Raw genomic sequence first — 19,963 nt, forward strand, 5'->3', positions numbered from 1 at the left:
AGGTGACTGGTTGTGAGTGGAATCATTACTATTTTAGGTTTAGGAGCTGGTGAATTAGATCAGCTAACGATGGGTGTATATCGAAAAATAAAAGAAGCAGACCATCTGTTTGTTAGAACGAAGGAACATCCAGTTATAGAAGAATTGGAGAAAGAAGGCGTACAATATACGTCTTTTGATGCTGTATATGAAGCGCATGATACGTTTGAAATTGTATATGAAACAATTGCGAATAAATTGCTAGAACAAGCTGAAGGTACAGAAATTATCTATGCTGTTCCCGGGCATCCACTTGTAGCAGAAAGAACAGTTCAGCTACTGTTAGAAAAAGGAGAAGTTTCAAATGTTGAAGTGCGAATTGAGGGTGGACAAAGTTTCCTTGATCCTATGTTTGCAAGTCTAAAGATTGATCCGATTGAAGGATTCCAATTACTTGATGCTACATCATTTGAAAGAGGGCAATTAGAACTGCGTCAACATTTAATCTTTTGCCAAGTATATGATGCATTCGTTGCATCTGATGTGAAATTAACATTAATGGAGATGTTACCAGATGATTATGAAGTGTATATCGTAACAGCTGCAGGAACTTCATTTGAACAAGTAAAGAAGGTACCGTTGTACATGTTAGATCATGAAACGGAATTGAATAATTTAACGAGTGTGTACGTGCCGCCAGTTCAGGAGCGTGCGTCCTTGTATCAACAGTTTGATGTTCTTAGAGAAATTATTGCGGAACTTCGTGGTCCAAATGGTTGTCCGTGGGATAAAAAGCAAACACATCAATCATTAAAGAAATATTTAATTGAGGAAGCTTATGAAGTGTTGGAAGCAATCGATGAAGAGGATGATGATCACTTAGTAGAAGAATTAGGTGATATATTATTACAAGTTATGCTTCATGCTCAAATCGGAGAAGATGAAGGTTGGTTCTCTATAGATGATATCATTCGAACTCTATCTGAGAAAATGGTTCGTCGCCATCCGCATGTGTTTGGAAATACGGATGTAAACAGCGCTGATGAAGTGATTGCAAATTGGGAAGAAATTAAAAAACAAGAAAAAGGATTCGTGAAAGAATCTGTTTTAAATGGCGTTCCAAAAAGTTTGCCGCAGTTACTACGCGCCTATGAAATTCAGAAGAAAGCTGGTAAGGTTGGATTTGATTGGGTTGATGTGCAACCGATGATAGAGAAAGCTTTGGAAGAATGGCAAGAGTTCCAACAAGAGGTTACAAATATGGATGAGGAAAAGATGCTGGGTGAGTTTGGTGATTTACTATTTGCATTTGTTAATATAGCTCGTCATTACAAAATAGATCCAGAAGAGGCGTTACGTTCAACTAATGAGAAATTTACTGGTCGTTTTTTATACATGGAGGCAAAAGTAGCTGAAATGAATAAAGAGATGAAAGATTTATCATTAGAACAGTTAGATGTTTTATGGGAAGAAGCGAAACAAACAGAGCGTTAATAGGGGGATTTGATATGCGTCTAGATAAGTTTTTAAAAGTATCACGTTTAATTAAAAGAAGAACATTAGCGAAAGAAGTAGCTGATCAAGGAAGAATATCTATTAATGGTCAAGTGGCAAAAGCGAGTTCTGATGTGAAAGTAGCTGATGAATTAACAATTCGTTTTGGTCAAAAAATAGTGACTGTGAAAATAAATGAATTAAAAGAAACAACTAAAAAAGAAGATGCAGCAAATATGTATAGCTTAGTTCGTGAAGAAAAAGTAAAAGCGGAAGAAGGCTTGTTCTAAAATCATGTATCCCCTCATACATTACTATTAGCTAGTAAAAACCTATGGGGGGATTTACGTGAATAATGGTTACTCACCTACGTCTTCTAATCAACAAAATGTTTCTGTAGAGCATGACATTATTATGCGTGGCAGGCGTATAATCGATATTACCGGTGTGAAGCAGGTAGAGAGTTTTGATAGCGAAGAGTTTTTACTAGAGACCGTAATGGGTTTTTTAACGATTCGTGGTCAAAATTTACAAATGAAAAATTTAGATGTGGAAAAAGGTATTGTGTCGATTAAAGGGAAAGTTAATGAGATGCTGTATATTGATGAAAATCAAGGGGAAAAAACTAAAGGTTTCTTTAGTAAGTTGTTTAAATGAGCTTAACAATTCAGTTGTATACAATGCTTTCAATGATTGGGATGGGTGCTTGGATTGGAGCGTCTTTAGATACATATCAACGTTTTTTAAAGCGCCAAGAACGTAAACGTTGGCTTGTATTTATACATGATATATTATTTTGGATTGTCCAAGCATTATTCGTCTTTTATGTATTGCTTCTCGTAAATGAAGCTGAGCTACGTATATATGTGTTTTTGGCATTATTATGTGGTTTTGCGGCATATCAAAGCTTATTGAAGGCACTATACATGAAGCTGTTAAATTTTCTCATCTATATTTTTATGCAAACAACATATTTTTTTGTTCGAATTATACAGCTACTCATGATAAAACCTGTTATTATTATAGCGCAGCTATTTATTGCATTTATATTATTCTTATTTCGTATACTGCTTTCAATTGGACATGTGTTATGGAAAATGGTGATTTGGATATTACTTTTCATATGGAAAGTTTTTTTCTGGCCTGTTCGATTTATTGCTTCGCTCATATGGAAACTTCTCCCTAATCGTGTTAAACTTTTTATAGTGAAACATATAGGGTTCCTGCAATATATAGCAAAATTGAAGGGACATATCTTCCAACTATGGGAGCATATAAAAAAGAAGTTAGGGGGACCTCGGAAATGAGGGAACTGAGACAAAGAACAATCGAAAAACAGAGTCCAAATCCTGTTAAAGAGCATATAATACAAACGGATGAGAACAGGAAGCGACTTTATCGCCGTTTAGCGGTTTTTCTTGTCTTTACTTTTACAATTATTGCGAGTATTAGTGTAACGTTTTATCAACAAAACAGTTCCATTAAAGCAAAAGAAGCAAAAGTTAAGGACATGAAAAAAGAACTGGATTCATTAACGAATAAAGAAAAAAGTCTAAAAGACGAAGTTCAAAAGTTAAATGATGAAGAGTACGTATTAAAGATTGCTAGAAGGGATTATTTCTTCTCTGGTAAAGGGGAGATAATTTTTCCTGTTTCTAAGTAGAGTATGTCTTATTGACACTATATTTTAGGATTATATATAATAAAGTAAAATTTGACTTTTTAACCACTAAGGAGGAGCATTTTTTTTATGTCAATCGAGGTAGGCAGCAAGTTACAGGGTAAAGTAACAGGTATTACAAATTTTGGGGCTTTTGTGGAGCTGCCAGAGGGCTTAACGGGTCTTGTTCATATTAGTGAAGTTGCTGATAACTATGTAAAAGATATTAACGATCACTTAAAAGTGGGCGACCAAGTAGAAGTAAAAGTTATTAATGTTGAAAGATGGAAAGATTGGTTTATCTATCAAAAAAGCGAAAACGTGAAAAACAGAAGGAGATCGTCCACGTGGTGAATACCAACGCGGTGGTGATCAACAACGTTCTGGACGTCCACAACGTAATAATCGCTCTTTCAACAGAGATAATCGCGGTGGCGGTAACGACCGAGCTCCGAAAGAAACATTTGAGCAAAAGATGGCACGCTTCTTAAAAGATAGCGAAGATCGTTTAACTTCTTTAAAGCGTAACACAGAGTCTAAACGTGGTGGCCGTGGCGCGCGTCGCGGATAATAAGGACGTTTAGTTTTTAACATATAGAGAGGTACCCAGAGTAATGTCTCAGGGTGCTTTTTTATATGTAAAAAATATTTTCAAAAAAGTTTTTGAGATGTGTTGACTTTAATTAGTATCTGATGTAAGATACTAATTGTCCGTTAAATAAGACGACATGGCGGTGTAGCTCAGCTGGCTAGAGCGTACGGTTCTACCCGTGAGGTCGGGGGTTCGATCCCCTCCGCCGCTATATTTAATTTAACGGCCCGTTGGTCAAGTGGTTAAGACACCGCCCTTTCACGGCGGTAACACGGGTTCGAATCCCGTACGGGTCATCTAAAAAGATCATGCAAATTTGCATGATCTTTTTTTGTTAAATAAATTAAGATATACAACACTTCTACAAAATCACCCTATATTTTCTGAATGTTTAATTAAAATCTCGAAAATAACTTACATACCCTGTATATCTGTAGAGTTATTTCGAATAAAAAGTCGAACGATTATAAAAGTGAAAACTGTTGTTTTGACAAAAAAACCAACAATCATCTTTTATAATGACAGTAATTAAACTATGCAGGTGGTGTTAAAAATATGCCTAAAGCAGGAAGGAATACTATGAATACAAGTGCATTGGCAATGAATGAGAGTCAGCTTGATGGAATAAAGTGGGACGAGTAAGTTGCGAATGAAATTTGAGCAAGTTTTCTTTAGATGGGGATTTATTATTGTTGTTATTGGTTTTCTTTTGGGACGAGCATATATATTAACAAATTTTTACCGTTTGCACTGCCATTTTTTGCTGCTGTTTATGTTATGAAGCGGGATAAGATGCCGCTAGCATTTTTAGCTCTAATGGGAGGAGCTCTTTCAGTATCGATAGATAATTTGTTTTTTACCTTTGCATCTATCTTTACCTTCTTCATTTATAATATCTTCTTTAGTCGATTTACACGTAAAACTGTTGGACTTGTTCCATTTCAAGTATTTATCTCCGCATTAACCGCACACTTAGTTGTTGTATATTTTGCACAACAAACTGTCACCATGTACGATTTACTCGTTAGTACCATTGAGGCTGGGCTTAGTTTGTATTAACTATGATATTTTTACAAAGTGTCCCACTTTTAGTGGAAAGGAAAGGAAAACAACAGGCATTAGAGACGGAAGAAATTGTTTGTTTGATTATATTACTAGCATCTGTTTTAACGGGTACAACAGATTGGTTTGTATATGATGCTTCTATTCAACATATTTTTACAAGGTATTTAGTGCTAGTATTTGCATTTATTGCGGGTGCTGCCACAGGGTCTACAGTGGGGGTTGTAACAGGACTAATATTAAGTTTAGCAAATGTGTCTAGCTTGTCTCAGCTTAGCCTTCTTGCTTTTTCTGGATTGCTTGGTGGATTGTTAAAAGAAGGAAAGCGTTTAGGTGTTAGTTTAGGTTTATTAATTGGGACAAGCTTAATTACATTATATGTAGACAAACAGACAAATATTGTAACAACTTTAATTGAGTCAGGTGTAGCGATTGTTATCTTCTTATTAACACCGAAGCTTGTTTTGGATCGTATTGCTAAATTTATGCCAGGTACACAAGAGCATTCGCAAGATCAACAACAATTTTAAGAAGGATGCGTGATGTTACAGCAAATAAAATCAACCAATTTGCAAATGTATTTGCTGCTTTATCTAATAGCTTTTCTGTATATGGGTATGTAGAGGAAGAAGATAAAGAGACAGAAGCAGATTTGTTTTTGAGTACAATTACTGCGAAAACATGTCAAACATGCTTTAAAAAGGATCAATGCTGGGTAGTGAATTTTGATAAAACGTACGATTATATGAAACAAATAATGAATGAAACGGAAGGAGGAACCCTGCAACATAATCGTAAATTAGTTCGTGAGTGGGACAAGCATTGTGTGAGAGGGAAAAAAGTGACGGATTTAGTAGCCGGTGAATTAGATCACTTCTATGAGGGACAAAAATTACGAAAACAAATGAAGGAAAATCGTAGAATAGTAGCGGAGCAACTATTAGGTGTATCAAAGGTTATGGAGGATTTTGCTAAGGAGATACAACGAGAGCGTGAAAATCATCAAGTGCAGGAAGAACAGATTATGCAAGCGTTCCGAGATTTTGGTGTCGAAGTAGAGCATGTTGATATTTATTGTTTAGATAGAGGAAGTATTGATATTGAAATGTTAATTCCAGTTGCATCTAATGAACATGGTGAGTGTGAAAAGTTAGTTGCACCGATGCTTTCAGATATCCTTAAAGAAAATATTGTCGTTAAACATGAAGAAAAGTCTTCTTATCCAAATGGCCATAGTTTAATATCATTTGGTTCGGCGAAGACGTATTCTCTTGATACAGGATTGGCTACAGCTGCAAAAGGCGGTGGATTTGTTTCGGGTGACTCTTATGCGATGATGGATTTAAGTGTTGGTAAATATGCACTTGCGATTAGTGATGGTATGGGTAATGGGCAAAGAGCTCATATGGAAAGTAAGGAAACGGTGAAATTATTACAAAAAATACTCCAATCAGGCATTGATGAAGAAATAGCAATTAAGTCTATCAATTCAATTCTTTCTTTGAGAACGACAGAAGAAATGTTTACGACATTAGATTTAGCTATGGTAGATTTGCGGGATGCGAGTGCAAGGTTTTTAAAGATTGGATCAACGCCGAGTTTTGTTAAACGCGCAAATAATATTTTGAAAATTGAAGCAAGTAATTTGCCGATGGGAATCATCGAAGATGTTGAAGTTGATGTGGTGGGTGAACAATTAAAAACGGGCGATATTCTTATTATGATGAGTGATGGGATTTTTGAAGGAGCACAGCATGTGGAGAATCATGAATTGTGGATGAAACGAAAAATTAAAGAATTGCAAACCGAAGACCCGCAAGAAATTGCTGATATCATTATGGAAGAAGTGATTCGCTCTTGTGATGGTTATATAATGATGATATGACTATTGTAGTGGCAAAAGTGAAGAAAAATATGCCGAAGTGGGCTACGATTCCGATTGTAGGAATGCAAGCGCAGTAAAATGTAAGTGGAATGTTTATCTATAATTTGATTTTAAAAACCTAGGTGAATACCTAGGTTTTTTTGTGGGAAAAGGTAATGTTATTAATTTTGTGAATATACACGGAGGATGTAAGATAAAAATGTAATTTTTGTATATCTTTTTTTTGCACAATGTTTGTAAAAGTTGTACCATTGTAGACAAGGTGACTAAGGTTGCTGTTCTTGTTTAATGAAAGGTGATTGCGAAGTTGAAAGATACATTTGTTGAAAAAGTAGATGACTTTGTAAAGCAGCATGATGTATTAAAGAATGATTCAACAATTGTTGTGGGGGAGTTTCTGGTGGTCCTGACTCGTTAGCGCTTTTATATTATTTATTAGAAAAAAGAGCGAAAAACAGTTGGAAATTGTAGTTGCTCATGTGGATCATATGTTTAGAGGTGATGAATCTTATGAGGATTTACAGTTTGTGCAGGGCCTTTGTGAAGAACTGGGAATTATTTGTGAAACGATAAGGATTAATGTATCACAATATCAACAGCAATACGGAATGAATGCACAGGTTGCTGCGAGAGAATGCAGATATGCATTTTTGGAAAGAATAATGAAGAAATATGATGCAAGATATGTTGCTCTTGGACATCATGGAGATGATCAAGTCGAGACAATTTTAATGCGTCTTGTAAGAGGGAGTACTCCGAAAGGATATGCAGGAATTGCAGTGAAGCGTCCTTTTCATAATGGATATTTAATTAGGCCGTTACTTGGCGTAACGAAGGAAGAAATTGTTGATTACTGTAATAAGCTAAATTTAATGCCACGTATAGATCCGAGTAATAAAAAGGAAGTATATACAAGGAATCGATTACGTAAATATGTCCTTCCTCATTTGAAAGAAGAAAATCCACAAATGCATGAGAAATTCCAAAAATTTAGCGTGCAGATGCAAGAGGATGAGGCTTATTTGCAGGAATTAGCTTTTGAGAAAATGAATAAAGTAATTACAAAAAAAGTGATAAACAAATTAGCTTATCAATTCCTGCCTTTGAATCCATGTCTATGCCTTTACAAAGAAGAGGGATTCAACTAATATTAAACTATCTTTATGAATATAAGATTCCATCTTCTCTTTCTTCTATACATATTGACAAGTTGATTGAGTTTTTTAAGCGGACACAACCTTCAGGTTCACTTGATTTTCCGGGTGATTTGAAAATTGTTCGTTCATACGAGGAGTGTAGCTTTAGATTTAAACAAGAAATTGTCTCTCCTTTTTCACAAGATTTATTAGTACCCGGGACCATTACGCTATTGAACGGGGATGAATTTGTAACAGAGGTGAGCGAAGATATACCAAGTAACATGAATGAAACAGTATTTGTTGCTAAGTATAATGATATATCATATCCACTTCGTATTCGTTCTAGAGAAAATGGAGATCGCATGTCAATACAAGGTATGAATGGCACGAAAAAGATAAAAGCTATTTTTATCGAAGCGAAAGTACCGAAAAAAAAGAGAAGAATGGCCGGTCGTTTGTGATGCAAGTGGGACTATTATTTGGGTACCCTTGTTGAAACGATCTGCATTTGCAATTTCGAAAGAGATGGCAAAGAAGGATAAATATATGATTATTCACTACAAAAGCAAGGAGTCTTCCGGGAGGATAATGAAATGATGAATCAAGATATCGAAAAAGTATTAATTTCTGAAGAGCAAATACAAGAAAAGGTGCGCGAACTAGGTGCAATTATTGCAGAGGATTATAAAAACACAGTACCTCTTGCAATTGGTGTATTAAAAGGCGCAATGCCATTCATGGCAGATTTATTAAAGAGAACATACATATCTTGAAATGGATTTTATGGCTGTATCTAGTTACGGTCACTCTACAGTTTCAACAGGCGAAGTGAAAATTTTAAAAGATCTTGATACTTCTGTAGAAGGTCGCGATATTTAATCGTCGAAGATATTATTGATAGTGGTCTTACACTAAGCTACTTAGTAGACTTATTCAAATATCGTAAAGCGAAGTCTGTAAAAATTGTTACATTATTAGATAAGCCAACAGGCCGTAAGGTTGATCTGAAAGCGGATTATGTTGGATTTACTGTTCCACATGAATTTGTAGTAGGATATGGATTAGATTATAAAGAGCAATACCGTAATCTTCCTTATGTAGGCGTATTAAAACCAAGCGTTTACTCAAATTAATTAAATATAGGCTTCACAATTGTATAGGAAAGTTTTTCTATGTTACGATTTACTATAGTGTTTATGCCGTGAGAGGAGGTTAGGAATGAATCGTATCTTCCGTAATACCATCTTTTATTTACTGATTCTTAGTAGTAATTGGAATCGTGAGCTATTTTAATGGTTCGACACAAAAAACGACATCAGTTAGCTACGACAAATTCATTACTAAACTAGAAAGCGGTGAAGTGCGTTAATGTGCAACTTCAACCGAAAATGGGTGTATTTGAGGTACAAAGGACAATTTAATAACTCTAGCCAAGGAGAAACAATTTGTTTACTTATGCACCAAATACTGAGGAATTACAAAGAAAATTAATGATAAAGTGCGAAAGGTGCCGAAGTTAAGTATCAACCAGCAGAAGAAAACAAGTGCTTGGGTAACATTCTTTACTTCAATCATTCCATATTGATCATCTTTCATTTTATTCTTCTTCTTATTAAACAAAGCTCAAGGCGGCGGTAGCCGTGTTATGAACTTCGGGAAAAGTAAGGCGAAGTTATATAATGATGAAAAGAAAAAAGTTCGTTTCAGAGATGTTGCTGGTGCGGATGAAGAGAAACAAGAACTTGTTGAGGTAGTTGAATTCTTGAAAGACCCTCGTAAGTTCTCTGAAGTTGGTGCTCGTATTCCAAAGGGTGTCCTATTAGTTGGACCTCCAGGTACAGGTAAAACTTTATTAGCACGTGCTGTTGCAGGTGAGGCTGGCGTTCCATTCTTCTCTATCAGTGGTTCTGACTTCGTAGAGATGTTTGTCGGTGTCGGTGCATCACGTGTACGTGATTTATTTGAAAATGCAAAGAAAAATGCTCCTTGTATCATTTTCATTGATGAAATTGATGCAGTAGGTCGTCAACGTGGCGCAGGTCTTGGTGGTGGTCATGATGAGCGTGAGCAAACATTGAACCAATTACTTGTTGAAATGGATGGATTCGGTGCAAACGAAGGTATTATTATCGTTGCTGCGACAAACCGTCCAGACATTCTTGACCCAGCGTTATTACGTCCAGGTCGTTTTGACCGTCAAATTACAGTAGATCGTCCAGATGTAAATGGCCGTGAAGCTGTACTGAAAGTACATGCGCGTAATAAACCACTTGATGAGCATATTAATTTAAGAGCAATTGCGACTCGTACACCAGGATTCTCTGGTGCGGATCTTGAAAACTTATTAAACGAAGCTGCTTTAGTAGCTGCACGTCAAGATAAGAAGAAAATTGATATGAGTGATATCGATGAAGCGACGGATCGTGTTATTGCAGGTCCAGCTAAGAAAAGTCGTGTTATCTCTGAAAAAGAACGTAATATCGTTGCTTTCCATGAAGCAGGTCATACTGTAATTGGTGTTGTTCTTGATGAAGCAGATGTCGTTCATAAAGTAACAATTGTCCCTCGTGGTCAGGCTGGTGGATATGCGGTAATGCTTCCGAAAGAAGATCGTTACTTCATGACGAAACCAGAGTTACTTGATAAAATCACTGGTTTACTTGGTGGCCGAGTAGCTGAGGAGATTGTATTTGGTGAAGTGAGTACAGGTGCTCATAATGACTTCCAACGTGCGACTGGTATTGCAAGACGTATGGTTACGGAATTTGGTATGAGTGACAAACTTGGACCGATGCAATTTGGTAGCTCGCAAGGTGGTCAAGTGTTCTTAGGAAGAGACTTCCACTCAGAACAAAACTATAGTGATGCGATTGCACATGAAATCGATATGGAAATGCAATCAATTATGAAAGAATGTTATGCTCGTGCAAAACAAATTCTTACTGAAAACCGTGATAAACTAGATATTATCGCACAAACGTTACTTGAAGTAGAAACGTTAGATGCAGAGCAAATCAATCATTTATGTGATTACGGCAGATTGCCAGAACGTCCAACATCTTCAGATGATGTGAAAGTAAACATCAACATGAAGAAAGACGATGAAGATAAAGAAGATAAGTAAGAAGTGAAGGAGTGACTATCGTCACTCCTTTTTTGTTTGTTAAAATCTTTGTTAATTACTATTGAGAACTTAGTGGATAAAGTAATTTAAGTAAAACTAGTATTAAAAATTGAAATAGAGAGCAATCTTTTTGTAAAATGATGAGGATAGGAAAGCTGATTATATAAGTATGTGTGATATGATGTTTTTATAAGTTTTATACATACTGCACAAATATAGATTAAATAAGATAAGTGGTGAGAATATGATTTTTGTATTGGATGTAGGGAACACAAATGCTGTACTAGGTGTGTTTGAAGAGGGGGAACTTCGTCAGCATTGGCGCATGGAAACAGATCGTCATAAGACAGAAGATGAATATGGAATGCTTGTAAAGCAATTGCTTGAGCATGAGGGTCTTTCGTTTGAAGATGTGAAAGGTATTATTGTGTCTTCAGTCGTACCACCAATTATGTTTGCTTTAGAGCGCATGTGTGAAAAATATTTTAAAATTAAACCGCTTGTAGTAGGGCCTGGGATAAAAACAGGACTAAATATTAAATATGAAAATCCGCGTGAAGTAGGCGCAGACCGAATTGTAAATGCAGTAGCAGGAATCCACTTATATGGAAGTCCGCTCATTATTGTTGATTTTGGTACGGCTACTACATATTGTTATATTAACGAAGAAAAACATTATATGGGTGGAGTTATTACGCCAGGAATTATGATTTCAGCAGAGGCTTTATATAGCAGAGCAGCAAAACTTCCTCGTATCGAAATTACAAAACCAAGCAGTGTTGTTGGGAAAAATACAGTAAGTGCGATGCAATCTGGTATTCTTTATGGTTATGTTGGACAAGTGGAAGGTATTGTTAAGCGTATGAAAGAAGAAGCTAGACAAGAACCTAAAGTTATTGCAACAGGTGGATTGGCAAAATTAATTTCCGAAGAATCGAATGTAATTGATATTGTAGATCCGTTTTTAACGTTAAAAGGTTTGTATATGTTATATGAACGTAATGCAAATTTACAGCATGAGAAAGGTGAATAAATACGTATGAAAGATTATTTAGTAAAAGCGTTAGCATTTGATGGAGAAGTGCGTGCGTATAGTGTACGTACAACAAATACAGTAAGTGAGGCGCAAAGACGTCATGATACATGGAGAACAGCTTCAGCGGCACTAGGGCGTTCTTTGACTGCGGGTACAATGATGGGCGCAATGTTAAAGGGTGAGCAAAAGTTAACGATTAAGGTAGAAGGTAACGGTCCAATTGGCCCTATCTTAGTAGATGCTCATGCAAATGGAGATGTACGTGGTTATGTAACGAATCCGCATGTTGATTTTGAAGGAACAGAACAAGGGAAGTTACGTGTATATCAAGCGGTAGGTACAGAGGGGTTTGTAACTGTAATTAAAGATATTGGAATGCGTGAGCCGTTTATTGGTCAATCTCCAATCGTTTCAGGAGAATTAGGAGAAGACTTTACGTATTATTTTGCAGTTTCTGAACAAACGCCTTCTTCTGTAGGTGTTGGTGTTCTTGTAAATGGAGATGATAGCATATTAGCGGCAGGTGGATTCATCCTTCAAATTATGCCGGGTGCGCAAGATGAAACGATTTCATTTATTGAAGACCGTTTACAAAAGATTCCACCTGTATCAACGTTGATTGAACAAGGTCTTTCTCCGGAAGAGCTACTATATGCAGTTCTTGGAGAAGATAAAGTAAAAGTATTAGAAACAATGGATGTTCAATTTAATTGCACATGCTCACGCGAGCGTATTGAGAGTGTATTAATTAGTTTAGGTAAAACAGAGTTAGAGCAAGTTCGTGAAGAAGAGGAAGAGACAGAAGTTCACTGTCATTTCTGTAATGAACGATACAAGTTCTCTAAAGAAGATATTACAAATTTAATCGAGAATTTGTAATAAGGGAATTAAGAGGAGCAATCCTCCAAATGAATTGACAAACAGGGAATTTTCTGACAAAATCTAAATATAGATAAAACCAATAAAAATACTCGGTGTTAGGAGTGACAGGAATGCGAGTGGCACAATCAGTTTCAGAATTAATCGGGAAAACGCCGATCGTTAAGTTGAACCGCATCGTAGAATCAGACAGCGCAGATATATACTTAAAATTAGAATTTATGAATCCGGGGAGTAGTGTTAAAGATCGTATCGCATTAGCTATGATTGAAGATGCTGAAAAAAAGGGATTATTAAAAGAGGGCGATACAATCATTGAGCCGACAAGTGGTAACACAGGAATTGGTTTAGCGATGGTAGCGGCTGCTAAAGGATATAATGCAATCTTAGTAATGCCAGAAACAATGAGTATTGAGCGTCGTAATTTATTACGTGCTTACGGTGCGGAATTAGTATTGACTCCAGGGCCTGAAGGAATGGGTGGAGCAATTCGTAAAGCGACTGAATTAGCAAAAGAACATGGCTACTTTATACCACAACAGTTCAAAAACCAATCGAATCCAGAAATTCACCGTTTAACAACAGGTCCAGAAATTATTGAACAAATGGGCGACCAATTAGATGCGTTTATTGCAGGTATTGGTACAGGTGGAACGATTACTGGTGCTGGTGAAGTACTGAAGGAAGCGTATAAAGATATTAAAATTTATGCAGTAGAACCTGCAGATTCACCAGTATTATCTGGTGGGAAGCCAGGTCCACATAAAATCCAAGGAATTGGGGCGGGATTTGTTCCGGAGACGTTGGATGTAGAAGTATATGATGAAATTATTCAAGTGAAAACAGAGCAAGCATTTGAATATGCGAGAAGAGTGGCTAAAGAGGAAGGTATTTTAGTTGGTATCTCTTCAGGCGCAGTTATTTATGCAGCAACAGAGGTTGCGAAAAAGTTAGGAAAAGGGAAAAAGGTACTTGTTATTATCCCGAGTAACGGTGAACGTTATTTAAGTACACCACTTTATCAATTTGAATCCTAATTAAACGCGATTGAAAAAGCACCCTTGAAAAAGGGTGCTTTTTCTTTTGGGATTGGAAATAGGAAAAGAGTGAATGACTAGAAAACTTCATGTAAAATAAGAGGTAGTATAATTAAATTATTTTCACTAGCCTTCGAGTATAATCAATCTCTATATAAATAACTTATGTAGTTTGAGCTGGTTTATCTAAGAGGGTGGGATAAAAGAAGACGGGGTGTTGATATGCAACGAAGAAAATCTTTAGCGCTTTCTATTCCATATCAGTTAGATTTCTTTAAGCAATATAAATTTCTTTCTCAGGGTAAATCGCAACATATTTTGTTAGAAAGCGGCCGTGGCGGTCGTTATAACATTGTAGGGCTGAACCCAGTAGCGGTAATCCGAGGGAAGGGTGAAACGTTACATATAAGTGAAAGTGGTAAGGAAACAATAAAACGAGGGAATCCGTTAGATTTAATGCAAGAATATATGGAACAATGGAAGACGGACTATAACCCAGAGTATCCGCCTTTTCAAGGTGGTGCAATTGGCTATTTCAGTTATGACTGTATCCGTTATATTGAAAAGCTGCCTTCTCTTGCGGAAGATGATATTGATATACCTGACATCTTCTTTTTATTATTTGATGACGTATTTGTCTATGATCAAAAAGAACAAGTGTTATGGGTTATTACGCATTATGTAGATAAATATGAAGAGGCGAAAGAACGGCTAAATGAGTGGAAGAGTCTTTGGATGACAGAAGCGCCTGAAGTGACCGTGCCCTTTGAAAGTCCTGAAAAGAAAAGTGAAGCAGTTGCTTTTACTGAAGCTGGCTTTATGAAGGCAGTTGAATGTATTCAAGAATATATTGGAGCGGGTGATGTGTTCCAAGTAAACTTGTCGACGAGACAAGAAAGAACGTTACAGACACACCCACTAGAAATTTATACAAGTCTTCGTGAAATTAATCCATCTCCATATATGGGTTACCTGGAGCTTGGGGATTTTCAAATCGTTAGTGGATCGCCAGAGTTGTTAATTAAGAAACAAGGAACTGAAGTAAGTACAAGACCAATTGCTGGAACGAGATCTAGAGGCGCGGATGAGCAAGAGGATGAAGAATTAGCAAGAGAATTAATTGAGAACGAAAAAGAAAGAGCAGAGCATGTAATGCTTGTGGATTTAGAAAGAAATGATTTAGGACGTGTTTGTAAATATGGCACTGTAGAAGTAGATGAATTTATGGTAATTGAGAAATACTCACATGTTATGCATATTGTTTCTAATGTGCGTGGTGAGGTGGAAGAAGATAAAGATGCTTTTGATTTAGTGAAGGCTGTATTCCCTGGGGGAACAATTACTGGTGCCCCAAAAATACGTACGATGGAAATTATTGAGGAATTAGAACCTGTTCGAAGAGGGATTTATACAGGTTCAATCGGTTGGATTGGTTATTCTGGAGATACAGAATTGAATATTGTAATTAGAACACTTCTTGCTAAAGATGGAAAAGCTCATGTACAAGCAGGGGCGGGAATTGTAATTGATTCAAATCCGGAAAATGAATATAAAGAGTCGTTAAAAAAGGCGATTGCTTTATGGCGTGCAAAAGAACGTAGTGAAGAAACGGTTAGGTGAGAGAAATGATATTAATGATTGATAATTATGATTCTTTTACATTTAATTTAGTGCAGTTTCTTGGAGAACTTGGACAAGAGCTCGTTGTTAAACGTAACGATGAAGTGACTATTTCAGATATTGAGAATATGAAACCAGATTTTCTAATGATTTCTCCAGGTCCGTGCAGTCCTAATGAAGCTGGGATTAGTATGGAAGTTATTAAATACTTTGCTGGAAAGATTCCGATTTTTGGTGTTTGTCTAGGGCATCAATCCATTGCACAAGTGTTTGGTGGAGAGGTTGTCCGTGCAGACCGATTAATGCATGGAAAAACGTCGCTTATGCATCATGATGGAAAGACGATTTTTTCGGATATTCCTAATCCGTTTACTGCGACGCGCTATCATTCCCTTATTGTTAAGAAAGAGACGTTACCCGATTGCTTAGAGGTAACATCTTGGACAGAGGAAGGGGAAATTATGGCACTTCGTCATAAGACATTACCGATAGAGGGTGTGCAATTCCATCCAGAATCTATTATGACTTCTCATGGGAAAGAGCTGTTGCAGAATTTCATTCGTAAATACAGTCCAAGTGTGACATTATGTTAATTTACGTAAATGGTCAGTATGTAGAAGCAAGTGAAGCGAGAATTTCTCCTTATGATCATGGTTATTTATATGGTCTTGGAGTTTTTGAAACGTTTCGTATTTATAATGGTCATCCTTTCTTATTGGATGATCATTATAACCGTTTAATAGAGGCGCTGGATACATTGCAAATTAAATGGACAATGACAAAAAATGATGTGATGCTTATTTTGAAAGATTTACTCGCTAAGAATGAATTGAAGCATGCATATGTACGTTTTAATGTATCGGCGGGTATAGATGAAATAGGATTACAAACGGAAATGTATGAAGAGCCTTCTGTTATTGTTTTTATAAAACCTTTAACAGCTCCAGGGGATGTAGTGGAAAAAGAAGGTGTTATTCTAAAACAAGTGCGAAATACACCGGAAGGGACATTTCGCCTGAAGTCTCATCACTATTTAAATAATATTTTAGGGAAGCGTGAAATTGGAAATGTTGTGAGTAAGGAAGGTATTTTCCTCACTGAAGCAGGTTATGTTGCAGAGGGCATTGTTTCGAATCTATTTTTTGTGAAAGGTGATGTTTTATATACACCTTCGTTAGAGACAGGGATTTTAAATGGTATCACTCGTGCGTTTATTATAAAGAGTGCTGAAGAATTAAATATAGAAGTAAAGGAAGGTTTCTTTACAAAAGATGAGCTACTTTCAGCGGATGAAGTCTTCGTAACAAACTCCATTCAAGAAATTGTTCCGCTTTATCGTATAGAAGCGCAGGATTTCCCGGGTAAAGTAGGAGTGGTTACAAAAAGTTTAATGTACCTTTATGGAATGCAAAGAGAGAAATTATGGAGCAGAAATGAATTACGAAGAGGAGATGTGTAGTTTGAAGTGGGATTATGATTTGCGCTGCGGCGAATATACATTGAATTTAAATGAAAAAACATTAATTATGGGGATTTTAAATGTAACACCAGATTCGTTTTCTGATGGTGGGAGTTACAACGAGGTAGATGCTGCGGTACGTCACGCAAAAGAAATGCAAGGTCAAGGTGCTCATATTATTGATATTGGTGGCGAATCTACTCGCCCAGGTTTTGCTAAAGTATCAGTAGAAGAAGAAATAAAGCGAGTTGTCCCGATGATTCAAGCAGTTTCAAAAGAAGTAAAATTGCCTATATCTATCGATACATATAAAGCTGAAGTTGCAAAGCAAGCAATTGAGGCTGGTGCTCATATTATTAATGATATTTGGGGAGCGAAGGCGGAGCCAAAAATTGCTGAAGTCGCAGCTCATTATGATGTACCCATCATTTTAATGCATAACCGCGATAATATGAATTATCGTAATTTAATGGCGGATATGATTGCTGATTTGTATGACAGTATTAAAATTGCTAAAAATGCTGGTGTGCCAGATGAGAATATTATTTTAGATCCAGGTATCGGTTTTGCTAAAACACCTGAGCAGAACTTAGAGGCGATGCGTAATTTAGAACAGTTAAATGTGCTAGGTTATCCAGTTCTCTTAGGTACTTCGAGAAAGTCCTTTATTGGGCACGTATTAGATTTGCCAGTGGAGGAACGCCTTGAGGGAACAGGAGCTACCGTTTGTCTTGGTATTGAAAAGGGCTGTGAGTTTGTTCGTGTCCATGATGTGAAAGAAATGGCGCGTATGGCTAAAATGATGGATGCGATGATTGGTAAGGGGGTAAGGTAATTGGATAAAATTTATATCCATGATATGGAGTTTTATGGTTATCATGGTGTGTTCCCAGAGGAGAATAAATTAGGTCAGAGATTTAAAGTTGACTTAACGGTGGAGTTGGATTTAAAGCGTGCAGGGGAAAGTGATGACTTAGAGCATTCGGTCAATTATGGAGAGCTTTTCGAATTATGTAGAAAAGTTGTTGAGGATAGAAAGTATAAGCTTGTGGAGAGTATCGCTGAAAATATTGCTGCAGATATATTAAAACAATATGAAAGTATTTCACGCTGTACAATTAAGGTAATTAAGCCGGATCCACCGATACCGGGTCATTATCGTGCTGTAGCAGTAGAAATTACGAGAGAACGTCCATGAACAATATAGCTTACATTGCATTAGGGTCAAATATTGGAGAGCGTTATACGTATCTAACTGAAGCGATTCAGTTTTTAAATAAAAATCCTTATATTCAGGTTGATGATATTTCATCTGTATATGAAACTGAGCCAGTTGGCTATACTGACCAAAGTTGCTTTTTAAATTTAGTTATAAAAATTTCTACCAATTTATCACCACAAGAGTTATTGAAAGTAACACAAAAAGTAGAAAATGACCTAGGAAGAAAAAGGGAAATTAGGTGGGGGCCGAGGACTATCGACCTTGACATTTTACTTTATAATCAAGAGAATATTGAAGCAGAGAATCTTATTGTTCCGCATCCGCGGATGTTTGAAAGAGCTTTTGTTATCGTTCCGTTGTTAGAGATTAATCAAGACATAAAACAAAACATTTCACGTTCACAAGTAGAAGAAATGAAAAGGCGAGAGGGAGTAACGGTATGGAAGCAGAAAAATGGGGAAGACGCATTCGTGCTTTTCGAAAGTTAAAAGGCTATACACAAGAAGGTTTTGCTAAAGAACTAGGGGTATCTGTATCTGTTTTAGGTGAGGTTGAGAGAGGGAATAGATCGCCTTCTCAAGATTTTGTAGTAGAAGTTGCTAAGGCATTAAATGTTTCGATAGAGGAATTAATGCCAAAGTGATTGTACAGGAAGGAGTAGGTTGATTGTTAAAGATTGCAAATATCGAGATGAAAAATCCGGTTGTACTAGCACCGATGGCGGGAGTGTGTAACTCTGCATTCCGTTTAACAGTAAAAGAATTTGGTGCCGGCTTAGTTTGTGCTGAAATGGTAAGTGATAAGGCAATATTACTTAATAATAAAAGAACATTAGATATGTTATATATCGACGAGAGAGAAAAGCCATTAAGTTTACAAATTTTTGGTGGAGAGAAAGAAACTCTTGTAGATGCTGCGAAATATGTAGATAAATATACGACAGCAGACATAATTGATATTAATATGGGTTGTCCAGTGCCGAAAATCGTTAAATGTGATGCGGGGGCAAGGTGGCTTTTAGATCCGAATAAAATATATGAAATGGTAGCAGCGGTTGTAGATGCTGTAGAAAAGCCGGTTACAGTTAAAATGCGTATCGGTTGGGATGAAGAACATATTTTCGCAATAGAAAATGCTAGGGCTGTTGAGCGTGCTGGTGGCCAAGCTGTGGCGGTTCACGGACGTACACGAGTGCAAATGTATGAAGGAAGAGCGGATTGGGATATTATTAAACAAGTAAAACAATCTGTAAATATCCCGGTTATCGGAAATGGTGATGTCGCAACGCCGCAAGATGCAAAGCGTATGCTTGATGAAATTGGTGTAGATGGTGTTATGATTGGTCGTGCGGCTCTTGGAGATCCGTGGATGATTTATCGTACGGTAAAGTATTTGGAGACAGGTGAATTAATGCCGGAACCAACAGTGCGCGAGAAAATTGATGTATGTATGTTACATCTAGATCGTCTTATTGACTTAAAGAACGAAAGTGTCGCTGTAAGAGAGATGAGAAAACATGCAGCTTGGTATTTAAAAGGTGTTCGTGGTAATGCGAGTGTACGTAATGGTATTAATGCTTGTAACACACGGGAAGACCTTGCGAATGTGTTAGGTACATTTGTAGAAGAAGTGGAAGCGAAACAACAAACAATTTACGTTGGTTAATAATGGACATAGGAGATTGACATTCTTCTATACACTTCCTATAATTACGTGAAAGAAAGAAGAGCTGCCAGTTAGTTGCTGGCAGTTTTTCTAGTTGAGTAGAAAATGCT

At 36.8% G+C, this 19,963-nt stretch carries 16 protein-coding genes, 2 tRNA genes and 5 pseudogenes; all 23 read left to right on the plus strand.

The annotated features are described in order from the left end of the window. Nucleotides 1-12 precede the first annotated feature (12 nt). The 23 genes and pseudogenes from yabN (at nucleotide 13) to dusB (ending at nucleotide 19,853) form a co-directional block, all read left to right on the plus strand. Nucleotides 13-1,473 (plus strand): bifunctional methyltransferase/pyrophosphohydrolase YabN, encoded by a 1,461-nt coding sequence (gene yabN, locus GD442_RS00315; RefSeq protein ID WP_000014239.1) that lies wholly within the window; start codon nucleotides 13-15, stop codon nucleotides 1,471-1,473. Between the two features lie 14 nt (nucleotides 1,474-1,487). Then, nucleotides 1,488-1,763, plus strand: a complete 276-nt coding sequence (locus GD442_RS00320; RefSeq protein WP_001234876.1) for an RNA-binding S4 domain-containing protein — start codon at nucleotides 1,488-1,490, stop codon at nucleotides 1,761-1,763. 58 nt (nucleotides 1,764-1,821) lie between these two features. Then, a complete protein-coding gene (gene yabP / locus GD442_RS00325; RefSeq protein ID WP_001059104.1) occupies nucleotides 1,822-2,130 on the plus strand; it encodes a sporulation protein YabP in 309 nt (102 codons plus the stop codon). Next, nucleotides 2,127-2,780 carry a spore cortex biosynthesis protein YabQ gene (yabQ, locus tag GD442_RS00330; protein ID WP_000059772.1) on the plus strand — a complete coding sequence of 218 codons (654 nt, stop codon included), beginning with the start codon at nucleotides 2,127-2,129 and terminating at the stop codon, nucleotides 2,778-2,780. The genes yabP and yabQ overlap by 4 nt, the downstream gene beginning before the upstream one ends. Next, nucleotides 2,777-3,136 carry a cell division protein DivIC gene (gene divIC, locus GD442_RS00335; protein WP_001208739.1) on the plus strand — a complete coding sequence of 120 codons (360 nt, stop codon included), beginning with the start codon at nucleotides 2,777-2,779 and terminating at the stop codon, nucleotides 3,134-3,136. The genes yabQ and divIC overlap by 4 nt, the downstream gene beginning before the upstream one ends. A gap of 87 nt (nucleotides 3,137-3,223) precedes the next feature. Continuing rightward, nucleotides 3,224-3,704 (plus strand): annotated as a pseudogene (locus tag GD442_RS00340) (S1 domain-containing RNA-binding protein). Nucleotides 3,705-3,863: 159 nt separating this feature from the next. Then, a tRNA-OTHER gene (locus GD442_RS00345) sits at nucleotides 3,864-3,936 on the plus strand. Between the two features lie 13 nt (nucleotides 3,937-3,949). Beyond that, a tRNA-Glu gene (locus GD442_RS00350) sits at nucleotides 3,950-4,021 on the plus strand. 259 nt (nucleotides 4,022-4,280) lie between these two features. Continuing rightward, nucleotides 4,281-6,749, plus strand: a pseudogene (spoIIE, locus tag GD442_RS00355) (stage II sporulation protein E). 230 nt (nucleotides 6,750-6,979) lie between these two features. Beyond that, nucleotides 6,980-8,408 (plus strand): annotated as a pseudogene (tilS, locus tag GD442_RS00360) (tRNA lysidine(34) synthetase TilS). Further along, a pseudogene (hpt, locus tag GD442_RS00365) lies at nucleotides 8,405-8,944 on the plus strand (hypoxanthine phosphoribosyltransferase). The pseudogenes tilS and hpt overlap by 4 nt, the downstream one beginning before the upstream one ends. Before the next feature lie 85 nt (nucleotides 8,945-9,029). After that, nucleotides 9,030-10,935 (plus strand): annotated as a pseudogene (ftsH, locus tag GD442_RS00370) (ATP-dependent zinc metalloprotease FtsH). Nucleotides 10,936-11,179: 244 nt separating this feature from the next. Beyond that, the gene (locus GD442_RS00375; RefSeq protein WP_000578368.1) at nucleotides 11,180-11,968 is read left to right on the plus strand and encodes a type III pantothenate kinase; all 789 of its coding nucleotides are present in this window, start codon (nucleotides 11,180-11,182) and stop codon (nucleotides 11,966-11,968) included. A gap of 6 nt (nucleotides 11,969-11,974) precedes the next feature. Further along, complete coding sequence (hslO, locus tag GD442_RS00380; protein ID WP_000656372.1) at nucleotides 11,975-12,850, plus strand: redox-regulated molecular chaperone HslO; 876 nt, start codon at nucleotides 11,975-11,977, stop codon at nucleotides 12,848-12,850. A 113-nt stretch (nucleotides 12,851-12,963) separates the two neighbouring features. After that, on the plus strand, nucleotides 12,964-13,887 hold the full coding sequence (gene cysK / locus GD442_RS00385; RefSeq protein ID WP_001261712.1) for a cysteine synthase A: 924 nt from the start codon (nucleotides 12,964-12,966) through the stop codon (nucleotides 13,885-13,887). Nucleotides 13,888-14,109: 222 nt separating this feature from the next. Next, nucleotides 14,110-15,507 (plus strand): aminodeoxychorismate synthase component I, encoded by a 1,398-nt coding sequence (gene pabB, locus GD442_RS00390; RefSeq protein WP_001189728.1) that lies wholly within the window; start codon nucleotides 14,110-14,112, stop codon nucleotides 15,505-15,507. A gap of 5 nt (nucleotides 15,508-15,512) precedes the next feature. Then, nucleotides 15,513-16,100: an aminodeoxychorismate/anthranilate synthase component II gene (pabA, locus tag GD442_RS00395; RefSeq protein ID WP_000602294.1), complete on the plus strand. Its 588-nt coding sequence runs from the start codon at nucleotides 15,513-15,515 to the stop codon at nucleotides 16,098-16,100. Then, entirely contained in the window at nucleotides 16,094-16,966 is an 873-nt protein-coding gene (gene pabC / locus GD442_RS00400; protein ID WP_000909884.1) for an aminodeoxychorismate lyase, read from the plus strand. Before pabA ends, pabC begins: the two co-directional genes overlap by 7 nt. After that, nucleotides 16,941-17,801 (plus strand): dihydropteroate synthase, encoded by an 861-nt coding sequence (gene folP, locus GD442_RS00405; protein ID WP_002164656.1) that lies wholly within the window; start codon nucleotides 16,941-16,943, stop codon nucleotides 17,799-17,801. The genes pabC and folP overlap by 26 nt, the downstream gene beginning before the upstream one ends. Continuing rightward, entirely contained in the window at nucleotides 17,802-18,164 is a 363-nt protein-coding gene (gene folB, locus GD442_RS00410; protein WP_000358062.1) for a dihydroneopterin aldolase, read from the plus strand. Beyond that, nucleotides 18,161-18,676 carry a 2-amino-4-hydroxy-6-hydroxymethyldihydropteridine diphosphokinase gene (folK, locus tag GD442_RS00415; RefSeq protein ID WP_001059450.1) on the plus strand — a complete coding sequence of 172 codons (516 nt, stop codon included), beginning with the start codon at nucleotides 18,161-18,163 and terminating at the stop codon, nucleotides 18,674-18,676. The genes folB and folK overlap by 4 nt, the downstream gene beginning before the upstream one ends. Continuing rightward, complete coding sequence (locus GD442_RS00420; protein ID WP_000387031.1) at nucleotides 18,628-18,831, plus strand: helix-turn-helix domain-containing protein; 204 nt, start codon at nucleotides 18,628-18,630, stop codon at nucleotides 18,829-18,831. Before folK ends, GD442_RS00420 begins: the two co-directional genes overlap by 49 nt. Before the next feature lie 23 nt (nucleotides 18,832-18,854). After that, nucleotides 18,855-19,853: a tRNA dihydrouridine synthase DusB gene (gene dusB / locus GD442_RS00425; protein WP_000912256.1), complete on the plus strand. Its 999-nt coding sequence runs from the start codon at nucleotides 18,855-18,857 to the stop codon at nucleotides 19,851-19,853. Nucleotides 19,854-19,963 lie beyond the last annotated feature (110 nt).

Origin of the sequence: Bacillus sp. A260 (genome assembly GCF_009861435.1) — a bacterium.
Lineage (GTDB): Bacteria > Bacillota > Bacilli > Bacillales > Bacillaceae_G > Bacillus_A > Bacillus_A cereus.